An 18,559-nucleotide genomic window follows, 5' to 3' on the forward strand; every position below is an offset into this window, starting at 1 on the left:
ATCTCCGTTTCATGATGATAATGCTTTTTGCATTATTTTCTATCTCCACAATATATTCACAAACGACATCAGTACAAGGAGTTGTTAGAGACTCTGTTACCAATGAGCCTCTTGAATTTGCAACAGTTCGTTTCGATGGAACTACTGTGGGTAAACTATCGGATGAAGTTGGTAAATTTTCGCTGAGTAATACTACCGGCGGTAATACGGTTGTTGTTACAATGATGGGATACGAATCGCGAACTATAATAGTTCCTCTCAACAAAACTACTCAATTAGATATAAAACTGAAAGCTGAAGGGGTGCAATTGAATGAAATTGTAATCAGACCCGGAAAGGAGAAATATTCCAAAAAGGATAATCCCGCAGTAGAGCTAATCAAAAAAGTAATAGCTAATAAATATGATTACTTGATAACTAATCAGAATTATTATATGAATGATGAATATGATCGCCTCATGTTTGCATTCAACGAATATGTCCCCGGAAAAGGTATATTGAAGAATCTTAAATTCGTTTCTAAATATGCTGATACTTCAAAAATAGACAATAAACCGATATTACCGTTTTCTATACGTGAGACATTATCTAATGTTTACTATCGTAAAGATCCTAAAGGAACACGTAGGGTAGTGGTTGCTTATCAGAATGAAGGATTAGATGAGCAAATGAATACCGAATCAATGGAGAGCGTTATTGCTGAAGTATTCAAAGATGTATCTATTACCGATAATAATATAAATATGCTGTTTCAAGACTTTGTAAGTCCATTGAGCAGCACGTCGTCTGTCAATTTCTATAAGTGGTATATCATTGATACTGTGATGATAGATCAAAAAAAATATGTAAATCTTGGTTTTGTACCTTTTAATACTCAAGATGTTGGTTTTATTGGTAATCTTTATGTTCAGCCCGAAGCACCATATGCAGTGAAAAGAGTATCATTCAGAGTGCCACCAAAAATTAATGTGAATTACGTAGAAAATATGCTCATCACTCAGGAGTTTTATGAGAAATCTCCAAATCTTTGGGTGCCTTCCCGGTTTACAACTGCCATAGATATGTCTATGTATGGTGCAGCTAAATTTTATGTAGAAAAAGAAAGAACTTTTGAGAATTTCATATTCAATCTACCCGTTGATGCCGCTTTCGGAACATCATCGCCGGTGGTTTATTTATCGGACTACAAAAAACATGATAAAAACTATTGGAATGCGAGCAGACCTAAGGTCGTAAATAAAGACTATCGTTTGGGCGAAATGATGGATGAATTCAGGGCTAATAAACTTGTGGATATTACGCTGAAAACAATAGATGTCCTGACAAGTCAATATCTACCGACCAATAGTAATGAGGAAAAGAATAAGCTTGATTTAGGAACTACTCTGACTTTTTATAGTTACAATCACCTCGAGGGGAATAGATTCCGTTTGACGGCTTCTACGACTAAAAACTTATATCCGCACTTTTTCATGTATGGCTATCTTGCATATGGAACTAAGGATGCAAAGTGGAAATACTACGGAGAGGCAACTTGGTCGTTCAATCAAAAGAAATATCATAAAGACGAATTTCCTCGTCATAATATATCTATTGCTCACAAATACGATGTCAACCCTTTGGGACAACGCTTCTTGCAGGCAGAGCGTGATAATATACTTCTTTCTCTTAGAGCAAGACGGTATAATAACATGACTTACGATCGGATGACTGAGATTGACTATATACATGAGTATCACGGTGGATTTTCGTATAATATATATGGTAGAACTCATAACGAAGAGGCTGCCGGAGAATTAAAATTCCAGCGATATGATGAGAGTGGCATGCTGGTTGATATGGGTAATCTGAAAACAACAGAAGCCGGAATAGATATACGATATGCTCATGGTGAGAAATTTTTCCAGCAGAAACGTAGACGTCAAGCTCTTCCGTCCAAAGGATATACTATTCAGTACTCTCATATCATGGGATTCAAGAATGTATTAGGCGGGCAATTTAAATATAACAAGAGCTCACTTTCATTTGATAAGGAATTGTGGATTGCTCCTTATGGACGTCTAGGTTTTACTGTGAAAGGTGAGAAGATATGGGGTTCTGTACCGTTTCCTCTTTTATTGGCAGCTAATGCCAATACTTCTATAACTATTCAGAGAGGATCGTTCTATATGCTTAGTCCTATGGAGTTCTTAAATGATTCGCAATTAACTTGGGATATGGATTATCGTATGGGAGGATGGTTATTTAATCGTATTCCTGTTCTTAAATTACTTAAGTTAAGAGAAGTTGCCGGTTTTAGGGGCTTTTGGGGACATTTGACTAGAGATAATAACCCTGCTTATAATACAGACCTGCTCGTCTTTCCTAAAGATGTTTATTCGATGGGTAGAGCTCCATATATGGAGTATAGTGTGGGTATTGAAAATATACTTCAAGTATTCAGAGTGGATTATGTCCGACGTGTTAATTATCTGGACAATCCGGATACCGAAAAATCCGGATTCCGCATAAGCTTCGAATTTACTTTCTAAAGGTATTATTTCTTCCGTTTATAAAGTGTATATTGAGTGGCAGGCCATTCATCATATATCGTATGAACTTTTACTACATCATACTTAGATTCTATTAGAGTATAAAAAGAATCAGGATCATTTAATTTTCTTTTTATACTTATACTCTTGAATACTGTAAGGTATAAAGGAGCCGAGGCACTTTTTATTGTATTAATGTAGTTCTCCATTATATTAGGGTATACTTCATCTGGAATATTAGGACGATAATAATATTTATTAGGAGGTATAGTATTTGTCAGTAGAAAATACCCATCATCCATTGAGGTGTTTAGTATGGTTATATCTTCTCCTTGAGAATTTGCTTTCATATAATCTGTAAACTCAATTTGAAAATAAGCATTATTTCGACCTTGAATCATTTTTAATTTTAAGAAAATATTTATTGATATGATAATGAGTAAACTCGTAATAATAAATAAATATTTGTACTTCTCTTTCTTCCATATTCTAATTTGCTCAACGATACAGAATATGGCAATAAAACCTAATACTGTTATAATTATTATGGCTATTGGGTAATAGATATAATATTTACTCTTAAATATTGAAAAATAGGTAGATATAAACATGAGTAGAATAGATATTCTAAATAGAATATTATTTATCTTGCTTTTACTTAAAGTGAAATATAATACGCCAATCACCATAAATAATGCAATCAATGTATGTTTCTTTAGGAGCATAGTAAGTATACCCACAAAGATTTCTGAACTAAAACCAGAACCATATAGGGTATTGAATACGATATATGATTCCCATAGATGACTTAGTCCATTTACACTATAAAAGTAGATAGCAAAGGGAAGTATTATAGTAAGTATGCCTAATATTGTTGTTGCAATGTATTGAATAGATAATTTATAGTTACGATCAATTATAGATTGAATAATAATTGCAGATAGTGGGAAAAACCAAAATATAATAAGGTTAAATTTTATAAGAAGTATAGATCCAATCAGCAGACCTTGAATGAATAGATTATATAAATTTCGAGGATTGTCCTTATCTGTAAAATGTTTAAAAAAGAGGTAAAGTCCAATAGTTTGAAATAGTAGGATGAACTCTTCACAACTTGCACCTTGCATATTGGTGCGAAAATAGACAATACTGAAGAGAAAGCTAACAAGATATGCATACTCTCTACAAATAAAAAGATGCGCTAATTTATATATAAAGTAAAGTACAATAGTTAGAGATATACTTTGGAGGATATACATACCAAAGAAACTATCATTCGATATAATGTATCCAATTCCGAATATTACATATAATAATGGTCCTTTGTGGTCAAATAAGTCTTTATAAGGTATGTACCCATTAACCCATCCTTTTGCCATCGTAAAATAAGCATTAGGGTCAACCCAGTCATTAAAAGAATAAAAAAGAGAAGACTTAGTTCCAAAGAATAAGCTAATAAACGAGAATATCAAAAAAGATAATAGTACGTATTTATCTTTTTTGATATTTTGTATAAACTGCATCAGATTGATTTTTTTAATATTTTATTAATCCTAGTAAAATCTTTTATGGCTTGGATGCCAATTTTACAAATTCTTTTGAAATTAATGGAGTTAACCCCTCCTTGGCGTGGCTTAAATGTAATAGGTAGCCAAAGAAATTTCTCATTTTTCTTTTTTGCAATAACAGAGATCAAGACGTTTGATAAAAAGAAATCCTTCGGTATGAGGTTTAGGTATTCGATAAGATGCTCTTTCTTCATTAACCTGAAAGGTGTATTTGCATCTTTTAGATCGAGACCAAATGTAAATCTTATAACAATGCGGAGTACACGTGTTACTAATATTCTAGATGATCCATCTTCTCGTGCATTGCGGACTCCTATTCCAATATCAAAACTATCTCGTTTATTCCAGAATTGCCAAAACTCAGCAGGATCGGTTTGTCCGTCAGAATCTGTTTGAAAAATATAATCGGCGTTATTTTCTATTGCATAATTGTATAGTGCAAGACAAGTTCCTCCATGTCCTGAATTTATCTTAGTTTTACCTATCAGTTGTGGATATTTTGATTCTAAATCTACTAATTTGGCATAGGTACTATCTTTGCTTCCATCATCAAAAATAACAAGTTTGCTATCGCTACTTATTTGTTCTATAACCGGATACCATTGCTTGACTACAGCCTCAATGTTTTCTTCTTCGTTATAAGCTGGTAGGACGATATATAGTTTCATACACTTTTAGTTTTAAAGGTGATTGTTTTATTAAGTATAAACTGAAGGAGAGCAACAATGACAATTGTTAGCAATTTAGATGTAACTTTATTTATGTCTGCAATATCAACTAATAAATATAGAAAACAAAAGCTTAGGGTTAATCCCAAAAGTCCGATTCCGTAAAATGTAATAAACCTTTTTACTGTTTTATCTTTTATCTTGAAGTTAAATTGTCTATTAAGTATAAAACTACAGATTATACCACAATGAACGCTTATAACATTTGCTACTAAGTAATTTAAAGATAAATAACTGGTTAGCGTTAGAAAAATCAGAAAATCTAATCCGGCTGATATTATACCAATTATACCATAAATGATTAAAGGACGACATCTTATAAATAAGAGCTTTAGATTGTCTGTTGATATCATTTGTGATTGTTTAGCCAGTTATTAACCTTATCAAGAGTTGCAGCTATTACATTATCCATGTTGTAGTAGCGGTATTCAGCTAGTCTTCCAATGAATAAGAATTTGCCCAAAGATTCTAATTGTGCAACTTCGTGCATGTATTTTAGTCTTTTATCATTATTCTCTTTGGTTGGAACTGTATAGAAAGCGTGCCCTTTGGCTAGTGGGTACTCATAGCAAATGGTAGTCTTGTCGGAAACTTCGCCAGTTAATTGCTTAAACTCGGTGGTGCGTGTCCAATCATAATCATTTGGGTAATTTACAACCGGAGCCGGTTGAAATTGTTTCGTATCATAAGTTTTTAATTCGATACGTACCGAACGATACTCTAGTTCACCAAACTTATAATCGAAGAAACGATCTAGTTCTCCCGTGTAGATTGTTAAATTCGATTTGATTTCACCTTTTTTACTGAAATAATCGCATCCTAACAAGATTTGGATATTTGAATGATCTAGCATATTACTTATCATTTTAGTATAGCCATCTTTGGGGATCCCTTGATACATGTCAGTGAAATATCTGCTATCGTTATTTGTTCTGATAGGTATGCGAAAAGCAAGCTCTGGAGATAAGTTCTCTGGATCTGTATTCCATTGTTTTTTTGTGTAGTTCTCAAAAAACATAGAGTATAGTCTTTCTCCTACTTGAGATACAATAACATCTCTGAATGAAATATGTGGTGTGTTGAATGTTGATCTTTTAACTTCTCCTATGAGAAAGTCTTCAACTTCATTACACGATAATTGTAACCCAAATATTTTATTTATAGTGATTCTGTTTATTGGAAATTCTACAAAATTACCTTCTGAATAACTGAGTACACTATGTTGAAAGTGATTGAATTCGCTAAATTGGGTAACAAAATCCCATACTCTTTTTTCTTTAGTATGGAAAATGTGCGGTCCGTATTTATGCACTGTAATATTATTTGAATCTTTATAATCAAAGCATTGCCCACCTATATTCCGTTCTTTTTCAACGACAAGTACTTTAAATCCATTTTCTGCAAGAACACGAGCCGATGTTGCACCAGCTAATCCACTTCCTATGATAACAATATCGTATAACATCTTAAATATATAAATATTAGTCTGCAAAGATATCGATTTTGTTTAACAGTTGAATCTTATTATATAATAAAGTTACTTAGAGATACTTTCTCAAATGTTAATAATAATCTATTGGAGAGGAGCTGAAAGATACAACTTAAACAGTATATTTTGTATGCTAAACTTCGCGATTCTTATGGATTCGAGCACTCTTTTTAATATCTTTGTGGAGATTTTAAAGTATATTTTAATATGTCAGATCCTAAATACGATTGTGCGATAGTGGGGGATATTCCGGTGAAACGTTTTGCTGATTTAATCCTTGATATCGGAACATTTTTACTTGCTTCGGGTGCTCATAGTGGGCGTGTAAAGAGCAACATCACACGTATGGCTATTACTTGGGGATTTGACGTGAATTTGCAGCCTACATTTAAAGGTTTATTGGTTACGGTCAAAAGTCATTGTAGGGAAGACGATACCATAACTATGTTCAAGGAATCTCCTACACATGTAGTACATTTAGAGGTTCTAACAAAGGTGAGTCATCTTTCGTGGAAAGTATATGAAGAAAACTTATCAATTGGAGAAACAGAGAATGAATTTGACAAGATAAAGAATATGCCTCATTACAATCCTTGGATTGTATCGGTAGCAGTTGGGTTCTCTTGTGCAGGATTGTGTTTCTTTGCTTTTGGTGATGTTTTTAATGCCTTAGTGGCTATGTGTGGAGCATTTATGGGTTCAGTATTCAGATATAAAATTGCAGCTTTGAAATACAATCAGATGATATCTATAAGTATAGCTGCATTTATTACTACAATGATAACGGGTTTGGGAACTGTGTTTGCAATAGGAAATTATCCTGAGGCAGCAATGGCAACCGCTGTACTATACCTTATACCGGGTGTACCTCTTATCAATAGTGTAATCGACTTAATTGAAGGTTATCTGTCTTCAGCAGTAAACAGGGCTTTATTTGCAGGCTTTATATTATTATGTATTGCAGCGGGTATGACTCTAAGTATTACATTGCTCGGTATTGATAATTTTAAGCTTTAGAAAAATGATACATACAGATATATTATTGTCTATCGCCCGCGATTTTGCAATAGCATTTGTCGTAGGAGTTTGTTGGGGAGTACTTTTTGGTACACCTAAAAAAGTACTGATTGTTGCAGGATTACTTGGAGGATTGGGACACTGTCTGCGTTTTATTCTTTTAGAACTAGACTTTGGTCTTATCATGGCTACTCTTACAGGATCGGTCGCTATTGGTTTTATAGGTATTGTTGCAGCTCATAGGGTAGATAATCCTCCCGTTGTGTTTACAATGCCTGCTTGTATCACCATGATTCCCGGAATGTATGCCTATAAAACGATGCTAGCCGGAATTAAAATTACCGACTTGAGTGTTGTAGATGATAATCCTACAATTCTTATCACCATGGCACATAACTTGACGCTTACCATGTCATTATTATTTACATTGGCCATTGGTATTTGTATTGCAGCCTTATTATTCAGGCAGACGAGCGTAAAGGAAATTGAATTTGCGAAGAAGATAGAGCGAATGACTCATTTTAAATAAACAAAAAAGCCGACTATTTGTCGGCTTTTTTTATCTGTATAGGGTTTCTGTTTAGTTCATATAGTCCCACATTGGTAATTGAATTGGTTTTTGATTTAAGCTTTCGATTGCTTTTGCATCTAGATATTTACGGTGAATAACGAGACGGAACATATACTCGTTAAACCAATTATCAGTAAATGTTAGATAACCATTATTTCCGGCAGTTGTGCCCCAACTGTTTTCGAATTCCCATTTAGTAGGCTTGTCGTTATTATCGGTATCGCATCCTATGAGGAGCATGGCATGGCTCGATCCACTTTGACGAGTCAATATGCGAGCTTTCTTATCCATATTGATTTTTACACCAAACAGCGATTCATAATCATACATATCAGGATCCATAATACAGCTCTCTCTGTTGTGTTGCTTACCTACATCGCACGAAGCATACATGGCTTCATTATTCTTGATAGAAGATAAAGCTGCTTTCTTTATATCCTCATTTGGTAAGTTAAGATATACCCAGTTGATACCTTCAATTGTATTTCTGTAATTCTGAATTTCGTATATCTTATAATATTCGCGAGTGGGGTCGTTCATTATCATAATATAGTTCTCAGGACTATAATCTGAAGGAGTTATTTCGTTATAAAACTCTTTAGGAGTATATTGCTTTTCTTCTATTTTGCCTGCTTTGGTTTTGTACCTCCAAGTAAATTGTGTGGGAGGCTCTCCCAAGCATAAAGCCAACATACGATATACATCTTTCAATATAGCCTGTTTTTCAGTTCTGAGGTCTTTATCTTTTTTTCCGCTTGAAGCTAATTCTCTAAGATCATATCCACTCATGCGCAATTTCTCGTTAATGAGTCCTATCATCTGACCAGTACTGTTCGAATGGGCTGTTTCGGGCATAACTGATTCGGGGACTACGCCGTATTTAAGTGCAGCATTGTAGTATAGATTCCATACACCACCGTCTCCAACGGGCGATTTGAAGAATGTGACTACCTCTCTGTCATCAATAGGCTTTGATGCGGTTGCTATTATATTCTCTAAATATAGATTTGCTTTTTCGAATATATCCCAGAAGTATAGGTAATTGTGAGAAAAGTCGAACTTTTCCAGATCATATTTAGCCATAATCGAAGGGCGAAGTACATTCATGGAAGTAAACATCCAACAACGACCCGAGCTTTTCTGATTGGTGATGCCTTTTACTTCAACCCTATATTTGAAAAGATGATCTATTTCCGTTTGCAGATCATGATTGAGCGCATTATCCTTGATGTTACTCTGTACTGTAAGTATGTTTTGGATAGCTGTAGTAGGGGCATCTTTTTTGAAACTGCCTCTAATGTCTTGTAAATCTTTCTCTGTTATTGTTTGAGAAAATACAGAGACAGAAGCTAGAAGCATCGAGCAGGTCAATAGTTTAGTCTTCATAATTATATATTTAAGTTGTATTTACTAATCTTTCTTTCTATTTTTTCTACTATTGGAGTGCAGATTAGCTGACGTATTTTCTCTATACCTAAACAGATTAGAAACACGATAATAGAGAAAAGGAATAGTATACCAATTAGTAATAAATATTGATTGTTATATGTATCGGTGAAATATTTGATTGCAGGTTCGAAAAGTATTTCACGAATGAGGTAATGATTATGTATTAAATATATACCAAATGAAAGAGGTGCTAATTTGTTGATAACATTACTCGAAATAGTCATATTCTTAAAGGTAAAGAACAAACCGATAGCAGCAATAATCAAGAAAGGATTATTATATCTGTTGCCTGGTTCAATCATTTTTCCGAATTGAGTATTGAATAAAAGGGTAATCCCGAATATGAGCATGGATGCAATCAGATACAGAAAAAATGGCTTTGGTATTCTAATATTATATTTATTGATGTATCGTGCTAAAACGTATATAGTTATAAAGTTATAGATGGAATAGCCGTCTCCTGAAATATATGAATTGTTGAATATAAAACTAGAGAAGCAATTTAGAAATAACATTCCTACGAGAATGGTAGTCATTTGCTTTCTATTGAAATATTCTATCGAGTGATTGAGAAGAGGTGCAATAAATAATAACGCTATATATGCAGTAAGAAACCACCAAGTGCCATAAGTAAGACTGCTCGATATAGGGAAAAAGGCTTTTATATAATCACTCATTCCTAATTTATACCCTAATAACAAAACGAGAATAAGAATGCCTAGTGAATAAAATAAGGCTTGTATAATTAATGATACTATGGTTTTTGATTTGAATTTCACACCAAAATATCCAGATATAAAAACAAAGCAATTCACACCAACAAAAAACAAGCTGGTAAGCAGCAGTTCAGATATGTATAATCCAGTGTTGTTTATATTTTCATGCAATTCTAATCGAAATACATGAAGCATTACGATCATAAGCATGAGAACCAACCTGAGCAGTTCTATATTCGAAGAGCGTGTTTTTATATTCGCATTCATATTTATAGTCCAGTGATACCCATTTTTTTCATAAGGAAGCAGGCATTCATATTTTGAGCTACCCCTTCGCGTATCTTATATGAGAACGTTAACTGATCGTTAGTAATATCTGCCTCAAAGCGGTAATCTTTTACATTATCGGGGTATTCTTGTTCCAGATTTCCGAGTAACAGATCATGAGTTGCAATGATACCGTTTCCGTTGAGCGAGAGCAACTGTTTCATCAAAGCCATAGAGCCTTTTTGCTTGTCTTCCGAATTGGTTCCTTTCAGAATTTCATCTAAAATTATAAATAATTCTTCACCCGATTGCAGGCGATCTATAATCATTTTCAAGCGCTTCAATTCGGCAAAGAAGTACGATTCGTTATCAGCCAAAGAATCGGCTGTACGTAAGTTTGTAACTAACCTACATGGATAAAACGTCAACGATTCGGCGCATACAGGAACTCCCGCACATGCTAATGTATGATTGATACCTATGGTGCGTAAGTAAGTGCTTTTACCCGCCATATTGGCTCCTGTGATCACTAAGAAGTAAGGAGTCTTGGAAATATTGACATCGTTGCGTACACATTTATCGCGATGTAACATAGGATGTCCCAAAGCTTTCCCTTCAAACGTGAATTTGTCGGAAACCTGAGGATAAGTATAGTCGGGGTGATTAAAAGCGAATACTCCCATAGAGACAAGCATATCAAATTGTGCAATAGCTTCGAACCACTGTTCTATTTCCGATTTGTATTTTTCAGTCCATTGCTCTACTTTGATTGCATATTTTACATTCCAAAGCAAATAAGGGTTGAATAGCATCAAAACAGGGAAAGTATAAGAGACAGTAAGGTTGTTATGATACGACTTCAATTGATTTATCGCATGCGAAGCATTCGTTATTCCTTTCAACTGAGACTGTATGTGTTTTAGTTTGTCTGATTGAACACTTTCATCTTCTATGATTTTGAAAAGCTTTGAGTATGTATCAAGCACCTTTGATTTTTCGTTGAAGGTTTCCATTATCTGTGCCACCTTTTTTCCGGGAATGAAGCTTATACCCAATGTCAGGATGTACACTAGCGAATAATATCCTCCTACTATAATATCGAAATAGATAAGTAGCCCGAATGTGATATGGATAAGAGGCATAATATAAACCATACTTTTCCATAAAATGCTATTCTTTAAAATAGACGGGCGTTTAAATGATGCCGAAAAATCTTTAGAATTCAGGCTGTCGGCTTCGCTCATTTGACCTATTGCTCTGAAATGAGACAGTAATTTGCTTTTTTGTTTAAGCTCTTCCACTGCTTGTTGTTGATCTAAAATGTCTTTCTTGTTCTCAAAAGGATGTATGAATATATCCGCAAGAGTATCTTTTCCGAAAGAGGTTACAGTTCTGTTTATAGACTGGAAGAATGATCTGTTACCAAACAAATCGAGGTCGAGACTGAAACTGTGCTCAGCATTAGCCTTCTCGGGAGCACCATCGAATGCCGAAAAGTCATAATCTATACCTTTCAATTCATTTTGAGCATTTACTATCTGTTGTTCGCAATAGCTCTTTTTTACAAATAACCTGTTGTGATGTTTCATTAATGCCAGAAACACAATAATCAAAGCAATAAGAGTAAGTATAACGGTTGTTGTATCGCCCCACAAAATATAGGTGCTTACTATGGCCGCTATGGCTATAATTAATCGGATGGTTCCTACCCAGAATATAACTTTCTTTAATTGACCAAGTTCGCTATCATATTTATTGATAATACTTGAATAGTAAGACTGTACTTCGTTTAGATTCATTCTATAGAGAGTTTTGAGCTGTTTTTTTATTAGTGTTGTAATTGCGATCTAGAATAATTCATGCAAAATATCCAGCGATTTTAGTGGCTGAAAATCATGTAAATGAATGCGGTAGTATTCCAACATCCGATTTATGATATTTTGCCTGTCTTGTCTCGATAATAAGAATAAGTGCATATTCTCATACGATATTCTGGATAATAAAGATAATACTTTGCTATCAACCTTATTTACATAATGGTTGTGTAATGGTTGATTGCTCACGAATATACCATTCAGCATATCGAAGTAATCATTATCGTGATATTCCTCTAAGTTCGGATAAAAGCCTAAGAATCGGGTAAGTTTCAACATAAATACCAGATGGTAATTTGCTAAACCTTTCTCGGTTTCTTCTAGTACTTGTATCGAATGGCTTAGAAAATTGTAAATGATCTCGTATTCATCAGTATCTTTTAGTATTCGGCTGAGGAATTCGGATAAAAAGAAAACTATGGATGTTTTTACCATATTTCCCGAAATTGAATACAAAGGATAAAGTATATGAGCTTCGCGTATGCGCTGAATGTCTCGTGATGCCTGATGCTCTGTCTCCATGTCGAGTATAGACAAGGGTGCAAAGAGAGACTTCTGTACTTTGGTTGATTTGCTTCGTGACTTGGGAACCATATACGTAACTCGCCCAAAAGCACTGGTGTATACCGAGGCAAGCAGATACTTGTCGTTATAGTTTATCGTACTGAGTACTATGGCTTGAGTCTTATGGAGCATGAGTATGAGCGATATAAAATATTTAATGCGATATTTTATCAGATATAGTTATCTCTGTTTTTTATCCTGACCAAAGAAATAAAGAGGTCTGAGACCTCAATAGATGCGTATCGTGCAAATTTACTCATTTTGACAGACGAAAAAAATCCTTGATGTAATTAACATCAAGGATTTTGTATTATAGTGAGATAAATATCTAAATTATTTACCTGCTTGAGCGTCTTGAATCATTTTTTCGTTTGGATGAATATAGATTTCTACACGACGATTTTGAGCTTTACCTGCAGAAGTGTTGTTGTCAGCAACTGGTTCTGTAGATCCCATACCTGCTGAAGTCATACGATTGCCTGCAACACCTTGTTGTAAAAGGAAGTTATAAACAGCTTGAGCACGTTTTTCAGATAGTGGGTTATTGATTGCGTCAGAACCTGAACTATCAGTGTGACCTGTGATATTGATATCTGTATCAGGGTGATTTCTCAAAGAAGATGCAAATTGACTAAGAGCACTTTGTGATGCCGAATTCAATGAGCTAGAGTTTGTTGCAAATAATATACCCGATTCGAATGTTACTTTGATAGCTTGTCCATCATTAACAGATTCTACCTGAGCACCATTTATTTCTTCTAGTTCTTTCTTTTGCTTATCCATTTTGTTACCGATGATTGCACCAGCTCCACCGCCTACAACGGCACCTATACCTGCACCCCAAGCAGCACCTTTGCCACCACCTAGAATTGCACCTATACCTGCACCTAATGCACCGCCTGCACCTGCACCAACACCTGTACCTTTAACTGTATTGCTTGCTCCACAACTTGATAATAATAATGCTGCGGAAAGGGCTAGTGCCCCAAAAATGTTTCTGTTCATAATCAAAATATTTTTATTTTAATTTTCTTACTCGAAAATGTCTATGGACTCGCAATATGCCAGTTCTCCTTGTATTATAAATGTGATTTCATCAGCAGTGAAATCCTTCAGTTTGTCTTTCTTTGTATTTTTAAGAACAAACGCAGTTAACTCATCTTCATCAATGTCGATGATTTCGTCGTCGGGTGAGCCTTCGTCTAACAAACCTTTGTCTTCGTAAAATTCGTATATAATATCAATGATGTAATTAATTTCATCATTAGAAAATTTGCCTTTCAATTCTTGAGGAAGGTAGTTCTGTATATATTTTACAGCATCATCTTCGTCATAACCTATTGGATCTACTTCAGCACTCATATGATATTTTATGTTTAAATTTTTATGTCTAATTTTATAACAATTGATTATGATCAATGTTCACGTAACTTAGTATTATAAGTAGCTTTCGACTGTTTAGTATTTTATTTCTTAGTTATAACGAGCAGTTGCTCTAGTTATTATCAAAGGAATAAAAAATCTCATATTTCGAAAGATATATTTACTTCTTGGTTGCTTTAGTTTTCTTTTCTTTAGCTTCCTCTTCTAATACTTTTTTCTTTTTCTCGGTTACTTTGGTCTTTTTCTTTTCTTTTTTCTCAACCTTGGCTTTTGTTTTGCTTTTGGTTGTTTTGATTATCTCCATACATTCTTTTAAGGTAAGAGTTGTTGCATCTACTGTTTTTGCAATCTTATAATTCTTTTCCTTATATGCTATGTACGGACCGTAGCGACCATTAAGTATCTGAACCTCGTCTTTACCACCTTTGCCTTCTTTTCCTTCGAAAATTTTGATGACTTTTTCTCTGTCCTGTTTTCTTTTAGCTTCGATAAGTTCAATAGCCTCTTCTTTAGTTATTGTATATGGATCGGCATCTTTAGGCAATGATATAAACTTACCATCGAAACGAACATAAGGACCAAATTTACCGATAGAGGTAGTCAGCTCTTTTTCTTCGTATTCTCCGATAGAGCGAGGTAGATCAAATAGCTTGATAGCTTCTTCTATGGTTATTGTTCCTAACGACTGACCTTTGCGTAGAGACACAAATCGAGGTTTCTCTTCATCGTCTTGAGTTCCTAATTGAATCATAGGACCAAATCGACCGATTTTTGCCGAAATCTGTTTTCCTGTTTTTGGGTCTGTACCCAAAATACGTTCACCTACTTTGTGATCTTCGTGAGTATTGAGAGCTTCCTCTACAACGGGATGGAATTTCTTGTAGAAACGATCAATCATATCCGTCCATACCTCGGCACCTACTGCTACGTAGTCAAATTCTTTTTCTACATCCGCAGTAAAGTTGTAATCCAAAATACGAGGGAAGAATTCAGTCAGATAATCATTTACAACTATTCCCGTATCAGTTGGTTTTAGTTTATTCTTATCCGCACCTGTTTTTTCGGTTTTGATAGCGTCTGTTATTTTGCCTTTCTTCAAATGCAAAACATTGTATTCGCGATCTGTACCTTCTATGTTTGTTTTCTCAACATATTCTCTATTTTGAATTGTTGAAATTGTTGGTGCATAAGTTGATGGACGACCTATTCCTAGTTCTTCAAGCTTTCTTACTAAAGAAGCCTCCGAATATCTGGCAGGGCGTTGAGTGAAACGTTCTGTTGCAGTAGATTCTTTCAAATCCAGAATGTCCTTACGCATGATTGGAGGTAGCAATGTGCTCTCTTCGTTATCCGCAGGTTCGTCATCTGTACTTTCAAGATATACACGAAGAAATCCGTCAAAGGTGATAACCTCACCGCTTGATACGAATTTTACATCTTCATCATCAAAAATATTGATTGTAACAGTTGTTCTCTCTAGTTCCGCATCAGCCATTTGAGAGGCAATGGTGCGTTTCCATATAAGCTCGTATAGCTTTTGCTCTTGTGAAGTACCCGTTGTTTGGTGGGCATTCATATAAGTGGGACGTATAGCCTCGTGAGCCTCTTGTGCTCCTTTGGATTTAGTCGAGAACTGTCTTGTCTTAACGTATTTTTTGCCGTATGCGTCTCCAATTTCAGCTTTCGAAGCATTGATAGCCAAAGCCGAAAGATGCACAGAGTCGGTACGCATATAGGTAATCTTTCCCGATTCGTATAGCTTTTGGGCTACCGACATGGTTTGTGATACCGAAAATCCCAATTTACGAGCAGCTTCTTGTTGAAGTGTAGATGTTGTAAATGGTGCGGCAGGCGATTTTTTTGCAGGTTTGGTTATAACGCTGTCTATGGTATAAGCGTTGATATCTTTGAGCCTGTTTAAAAACTCAAGAGCTTCCTCTTTTGTTTTTAATCGCTTATTTAATTCTGCATTTATCTGATAAGGTGTATCTCCTTCTTTTTTCAGGAAAGTAGCTTGTACACGATATGCTGCTTCACTTTGGAAAGCTTCAATTTCGCGTTCTCTCTCGGTAATAAGTCGTACAGCTACCGACTGTACACGTCCCGCAGAAAGGGCCGGTTTAATTTTTCTCCATAATATGGGAGATAATTCGAAACCTACAATACGATCCAGTACACGGCGTGCTTGCTGAGCATTAACCAAATCTCTGTTTATTCTTCGTGGATTTTCTATCGCGTGAAAAATAGCATTTTTGGTAATCTCGTGAAAAGCAATTCTATGATACTGCTTGTCCCTTAAGCCCAAGGTTTCGTATAAGTGCCACGAAATAGCTTCTCCCTCGCGGTCTTCATCGGAAGCCAACCATACAACATCAGCTTTATTTACCGCAGCTTGGAGTTCGGATACCAATTTTTCTTTATCTGCCGGTACTTCGTATAGGGGTCTGTAACTATTTGCTAAATCAATACCCAAGTCTTTTTTCTTGAGATCACGAATGTGCCCGTAGCTGGACATCACTTTGTAATCCTTGCCCAAAAACTTTTCTATTGTTTTTGCCTTAGCAGGAGATTCCACTATAACTAAATTTTTCTGCATTCGATGTTATTTTTTTGTATTCATACAATGAAACGGCAAAAGTAATCAAATTGTTTATTATATAAGCCGTTTTTTCTTATTTGTAAAAAAATCGGACACCATCTCAATTGATTAACATTATTTTGTTTGGTCGATTGGATGGTGCTGTTTTTTCTATTACGTTTTCATCTAAGGTAGCTATAATATCTGAGATTCGATCTTATAATCGTTCCTCCCAGCCGAGTTTCTCGAGATCAGTTCGCCTATAAATCCGGCGAGAAAAAGCTGCGTACCCAATATCATTGTAGTAAGCGATATATAAAAGTAGGGAGAGTCTGTAACCAGCGCATAGGGCATACCGTGACTCATGGCATACATCTTGGATGCTCCTACCCAAATAACGGAAATAAGCCCGATGAAGAACATAAAGCTGCCCATTAGTCCGAAAAAGTGCATAGGCTTGCGTCCGAAAGCCGAAAGAAACCATAAAGTAAGCAGATCGAGATAGCCATTAAAAAAACGGCTGATGCCAAATTTACTGCTGCCATACTTTCTGGATTGATGGTGTACAACCTTTTCGCCAATACGGTTAAAGCCTGCTATTTTTGCCAGATAGGGTATATAGCGGTGCATATCGTTGTATACCTCTATGTTTTTTACTACATCTATACGATATGCTTTCAAGCCGCAATTAAAGTCGTGCAGATTTATACCTGATACTTTGCGTGCCGTTGCATTGAATAGTTTGGTAGGCAGGGTCTTGGTTATGGGGTCGTATCGCTTCTTTTTCCATCCTGATACCAGATCGTACTTTTCGTTGACGATCATATTATACAGTGCCGGAATTTCTTCGGGACTATCTTGAAGATCGGCATCCATAGTGATAATTACATCGCCTTGCACCATCTCAAAGGCACAATGTAATGCGGGCGATTTGCCATAATTGCGGCGAAATTTGATTGCTTTTACATTGGGCGACTTTTCTCTCAATTCCTTTATCACCTGCCACGATCTGTCGGTACTTCCGTCATCCACAAATATTACTTCGTAAGAGAAGTTGTTTTCGGTCATAACTCGCTCTATCCAACTGTATAGTTCGGGTAACGATTCGTCTTCGTTATATAAGGGGATGACAATTGATAAATCCATAACTTAGATATTTTTATGAGGGTAGTTGTTTTTCGGGCGTGATACGAAATATCCGAGTACTAAAGCCAGAAAAAGTGCTATGATCATGTTTTGAATAATAAAAGAGACAATATAATATACTGCTCCGTATGAAAAAATAGTATCTAACTGACTCATGTATGCTTCGGGTAGATGCATTTGGCTGAATAACTTGTAGATTTCCTCGTTCATCTGAGTAACTATACCGGGGTTTATCACCAGTAGGTGAAGGCTGGTAATTACTGCTTCGAAAAGTGAAGCTAGAGCGAAGATGAGGAGAGTAAACAAAATGGCTTCTCCATACATAATATGTCCCTTCAGTTCTTTGTCCCTATATCTGCATAGTAACGCATAAGCGATAAGGGGTGTACCAATGCTTAGAATACTATTGATGTATTTACTTATTTCGGCATATTCGCCACCTATAACAAACAAATACTTGAATATCCAGAATATCCCTAATGGTATTGCGTAATTCATGGCAGTAGATACCATGCTATTTTTGTTTTCGCTCATATTTTTTAATGGGTTTCAGGTCTTCTGACTCCTTGGCTTGTATATTAATCCAAAGAATGGTCTGATCTGAACATGCAAATTTATTATTTAAAACCACTCTTTATAAAGTCATTTTCGATCCTGTAAAATGTTTTTGATAAACGA

The 18,559-nt window shown here is 35.4% G+C and carries 16 protein-coding genes; 3 read left to right on the plus strand and 13 right to left on the minus strand.

Going from position 1 to position 18,559, the window contains the following annotated elements:
• Nucleotides 1–11 precede the first annotated feature (11 nt).
• Entirely contained in the window at nucleotides 12–2,531 is a 2,520-nt protein-coding gene (locus IR022_RS02855) for a DUF5686 and carboxypeptidase-like regulatory domain-containing protein (protein WP_242053028.1), read from the plus strand.
• 5 nt (nucleotides 2,532–2,536) lie between these two features.
• Here the strand turns inward: IR022_RS02855 and IR022_RS02860 are convergent, their stop codons facing one another.
• The 4 genes from IR022_RS02860 to glf are packed head-to-tail and all read right to left on the minus strand — an operon-like array spanning nucleotide 2,537 to nucleotide 6,292.
• Nucleotides 2,537–4,054, minus strand: a complete 1,518-nt coding sequence (locus IR022_RS02860) for an ArnT family glycosyltransferase (RefSeq protein WP_194202517.1) — start codon at nucleotides 4,052–4,054, stop codon at nucleotides 2,537–2,539.
• Nucleotides 4,054–4,767 carry a glycosyltransferase family 2 protein gene (locus IR022_RS02865; RefSeq protein WP_194202518.1) on the minus strand — a complete coding sequence of 238 codons (714 nt, stop codon included), beginning with the start codon at nucleotides 4,765–4,767 and terminating at the stop codon, nucleotides 4,054–4,056. The genes IR022_RS02860 and IR022_RS02865 overlap by 1 nt, the downstream gene beginning before the upstream one ends.
• On the minus strand, nucleotides 4,764–5,180 hold the full coding sequence (locus IR022_RS20300; RefSeq protein WP_194202519.1) for a GtrA family protein: 417 nt from the start codon (nucleotides 5,178–5,180) through the stop codon (nucleotides 4,764–4,766). Before IR022_RS20300 ends, IR022_RS02865 begins: the two co-directional genes overlap by 4 nt.
• Nucleotides 5,177–6,292: a UDP-galactopyranose mutase gene (gene glf / locus IR022_RS02875; protein WP_194202520.1), complete on the minus strand. Its 1,116-nt coding sequence runs from the start codon at nucleotides 6,290–6,292 to the stop codon at nucleotides 5,177–5,179. The genes IR022_RS20300 and glf overlap by 4 nt, the downstream gene beginning before the upstream one ends.
• Nucleotides 6,293–6,523: 231 nt before the next feature.
• Between glf and IR022_RS02880 the strand changes: the two genes are divergently transcribed.
• Complete coding sequence (locus IR022_RS02880) at nucleotides 6,524–7,333, plus strand: threonine/serine exporter ThrE family protein (RefSeq protein WP_194202521.1); 810 nt, start codon at nucleotides 6,524–6,526, stop codon at nucleotides 7,331–7,333.
• Nucleotides 7,334–7,337: 4 nt separating this feature from the next.
• Nucleotides 7,338–7,862, plus strand: coding sequence for a threonine/serine exporter family protein (locus tag IR022_RS02885; protein ID WP_050710152.1), 525 nt, complete (start codon nucleotides 7,338–7,340; stop codon nucleotides 7,860–7,862).
• Nucleotides 7,863–7,913: 51 nt separating this feature from the next.
• Here the strand turns inward: IR022_RS02885 and IR022_RS02890 are convergent, their stop codons facing one another.
• The 9 genes from IR022_RS02890 to IR022_RS02930 form a co-directional block, all read right to left on the minus strand.
• Nucleotides 7,914–9,290, minus strand: coding sequence for an aminopeptidase C (locus tag IR022_RS02890; protein WP_194202522.1), 1,377 nt, complete (start codon nucleotides 9,288–9,290; stop codon nucleotides 7,914–7,916).
• A 2-nt stretch (nucleotides 9,291–9,292) separates the two neighbouring features.
• Nucleotides 9,293–10,336, minus strand: a complete 1,044-nt coding sequence (locus IR022_RS02895; RefSeq protein WP_194202523.1) for an acyltransferase — start codon at nucleotides 10,334–10,336, stop codon at nucleotides 9,293–9,295.
• 2 nt (nucleotides 10,337–10,338) lie between these two features.
• Nucleotides 10,339–12,135 (minus strand): MutS-related protein, encoded by a 1,797-nt coding sequence (locus IR022_RS02900; protein WP_194202524.1) that lies wholly within the window; start codon nucleotides 12,133–12,135, stop codon nucleotides 10,339–10,341.
• A gap of 48 nt (nucleotides 12,136–12,183) precedes the next feature.
• The gene (gene recO, locus IR022_RS02905) at nucleotides 12,184–12,906 is read right to left on the minus strand and encodes a DNA repair protein RecO (protein ID WP_050711272.1); all 723 of its coding nucleotides are present in this window, start codon (nucleotides 12,904–12,906) and stop codon (nucleotides 12,184–12,186) included.
• Nucleotides 12,907–13,107: 201 nt separating this feature from the next.
• Nucleotides 13,108–13,779, minus strand: a complete 672-nt coding sequence (locus IR022_RS02910) for an OmpA family protein (RefSeq protein WP_191976327.1) — start codon at nucleotides 13,777–13,779, stop codon at nucleotides 13,108–13,110.
• Between the two features lie 27 nt (nucleotides 13,780–13,806).
• Nucleotides 13,807–14,136 carry a hypothetical protein gene (locus IR022_RS02915; RefSeq protein ID WP_050709995.1) on the minus strand — a complete coding sequence of 110 codons (330 nt, stop codon included), beginning with the start codon at nucleotides 14,134–14,136 and terminating at the stop codon, nucleotides 13,807–13,809.
• Nucleotides 14,137–14,317: 181 nt separating this feature from the next.
• Nucleotides 14,318–16,753, minus strand: a complete 2,436-nt coding sequence (topA, locus tag IR022_RS02920) for a type I DNA topoisomerase (protein WP_194202525.1) — start codon at nucleotides 16,751–16,753, stop codon at nucleotides 14,318–14,320.
• A 177-nt stretch (nucleotides 16,754–16,930) separates the two neighbouring features.
• A complete protein-coding gene (locus IR022_RS02925; RefSeq protein WP_194202526.1) occupies nucleotides 16,931–17,881 on the minus strand; it encodes a glycosyltransferase family 2 protein in 951 nt (316 codons plus the stop codon).
• Between the two features lie 3 nt (nucleotides 17,882–17,884).
• On the minus strand, nucleotides 17,885–18,415 hold the full coding sequence (locus IR022_RS02930) for a DUF4199 domain-containing protein (protein WP_050709998.1): 531 nt from the start codon (nucleotides 18,413–18,415) through the stop codon (nucleotides 17,885–17,887).
• Between the last annotated feature and the right edge of the window lie 144 nt (nucleotides 18,416–18,559).

The sequence above is a fragment of the Dysgonomonas sp. GY617 genome, assembly GCF_015233815.1.
Taxonomy (GTDB): Bacteria; Bacteroidota; Bacteroidia; order Bacteroidales; family Dysgonomonadaceae; genus Dysgonomonas_A.

Bases quoted from the DNA above. Each gene is read 5' to 3' on its own strand.
- glf (WP_194202520.1), bottom strand. From the start codon at position 6,292: ATGTTATACGATATTGTTATCATAGGAAGTGGATTAGCTGGTGCAACA.
- IR022_RS02860 (WP_194202517.1), bottom strand. From the start codon at position 4,054: ATGCAGTTTATACAAAATATCAAAAAAGATAAATACGTACTATTATCT.
- IR022_RS20300 (WP_194202519.1), bottom strand. From the start codon at position 5,180: ATGATATCAACAGACAATCTAAAGCTCTTATTTATAAGATGTCGTCCT.
- IR022_RS02915 (WP_050709995.1), bottom strand. From the start codon at position 14,136: ATGAGTGCTGAAGTAGATCCAATAGGTTATGACGAAGATGATGCTGTA.
- IR022_RS02930 (WP_050709998.1), bottom strand. From the start codon at position 18,415: ATGAGCGAAAACAAAAATAGCATGGTATCTACTGCCATGAATTACGCA.
- IR022_RS02925 (WP_194202526.1), bottom strand. From the start codon at position 17,881: ATGGATTTATCAATTGTCATCCCCTTATATAACGAAGACGAATCGTTA.
- IR022_RS02890 (WP_194202522.1), bottom strand. From the start codon at position 9,290: ATGAAGACTAAACTATTGACCTGCTCGATGCTTCTAGCTTCTGTCTCT.
- IR022_RS02885 (WP_050710152.1), top strand. From the start codon at position 7,338: ATGATACATACAGATATATTATTGTCTATCGCCCGCGATTTTGCAATA.
- IR022_RS02865 (WP_194202518.1), bottom strand. From the start codon at position 4,767: ATGAAACTATATATCGTCCTACCAGCTTATAACGAAGAAGAAAACATT.
- topA (WP_194202525.1), bottom strand. From the start codon at position 16,753: ATGCAGAAAAATTTAGTTATAGTGGAATCTCCTGCTAAGGCAAAAACA.
- IR022_RS02910 (WP_191976327.1), bottom strand. From the start codon at position 13,779: ATGAACAGAAACATTTTTGGGGCACTAGCCCTTTCCGCAGCATTATTA.
- IR022_RS02900 (WP_194202524.1), bottom strand. From the start codon at position 12,135: ATGAATCTAAACGAAGTACAGTCTTACTATTCAAGTATTATCAATAAA.
- IR022_RS02895 (WP_194202523.1), bottom strand. From the start codon at position 10,336: ATGAATGCGAATATAAAAACACGCTCTTCGAATATAGAACTGCTCAGG.
- recO (WP_050711272.1), bottom strand. From the start codon at position 12,906: ATGCTCCATAAGACTCAAGCCATAGTACTCAGTACGATAAACTATAAC.
- IR022_RS02855 (WP_242053028.1), top strand. From the start codon at position 12: ATGATGATAATGCTTTTTGCATTATTTTCTATCTCCACAATATATTCA.
- IR022_RS02880 (WP_194202521.1), top strand. From the start codon at position 6,524: ATGTCAGATCCTAAATACGATTGTGCGATAGTGGGGGATATTCCGGTG.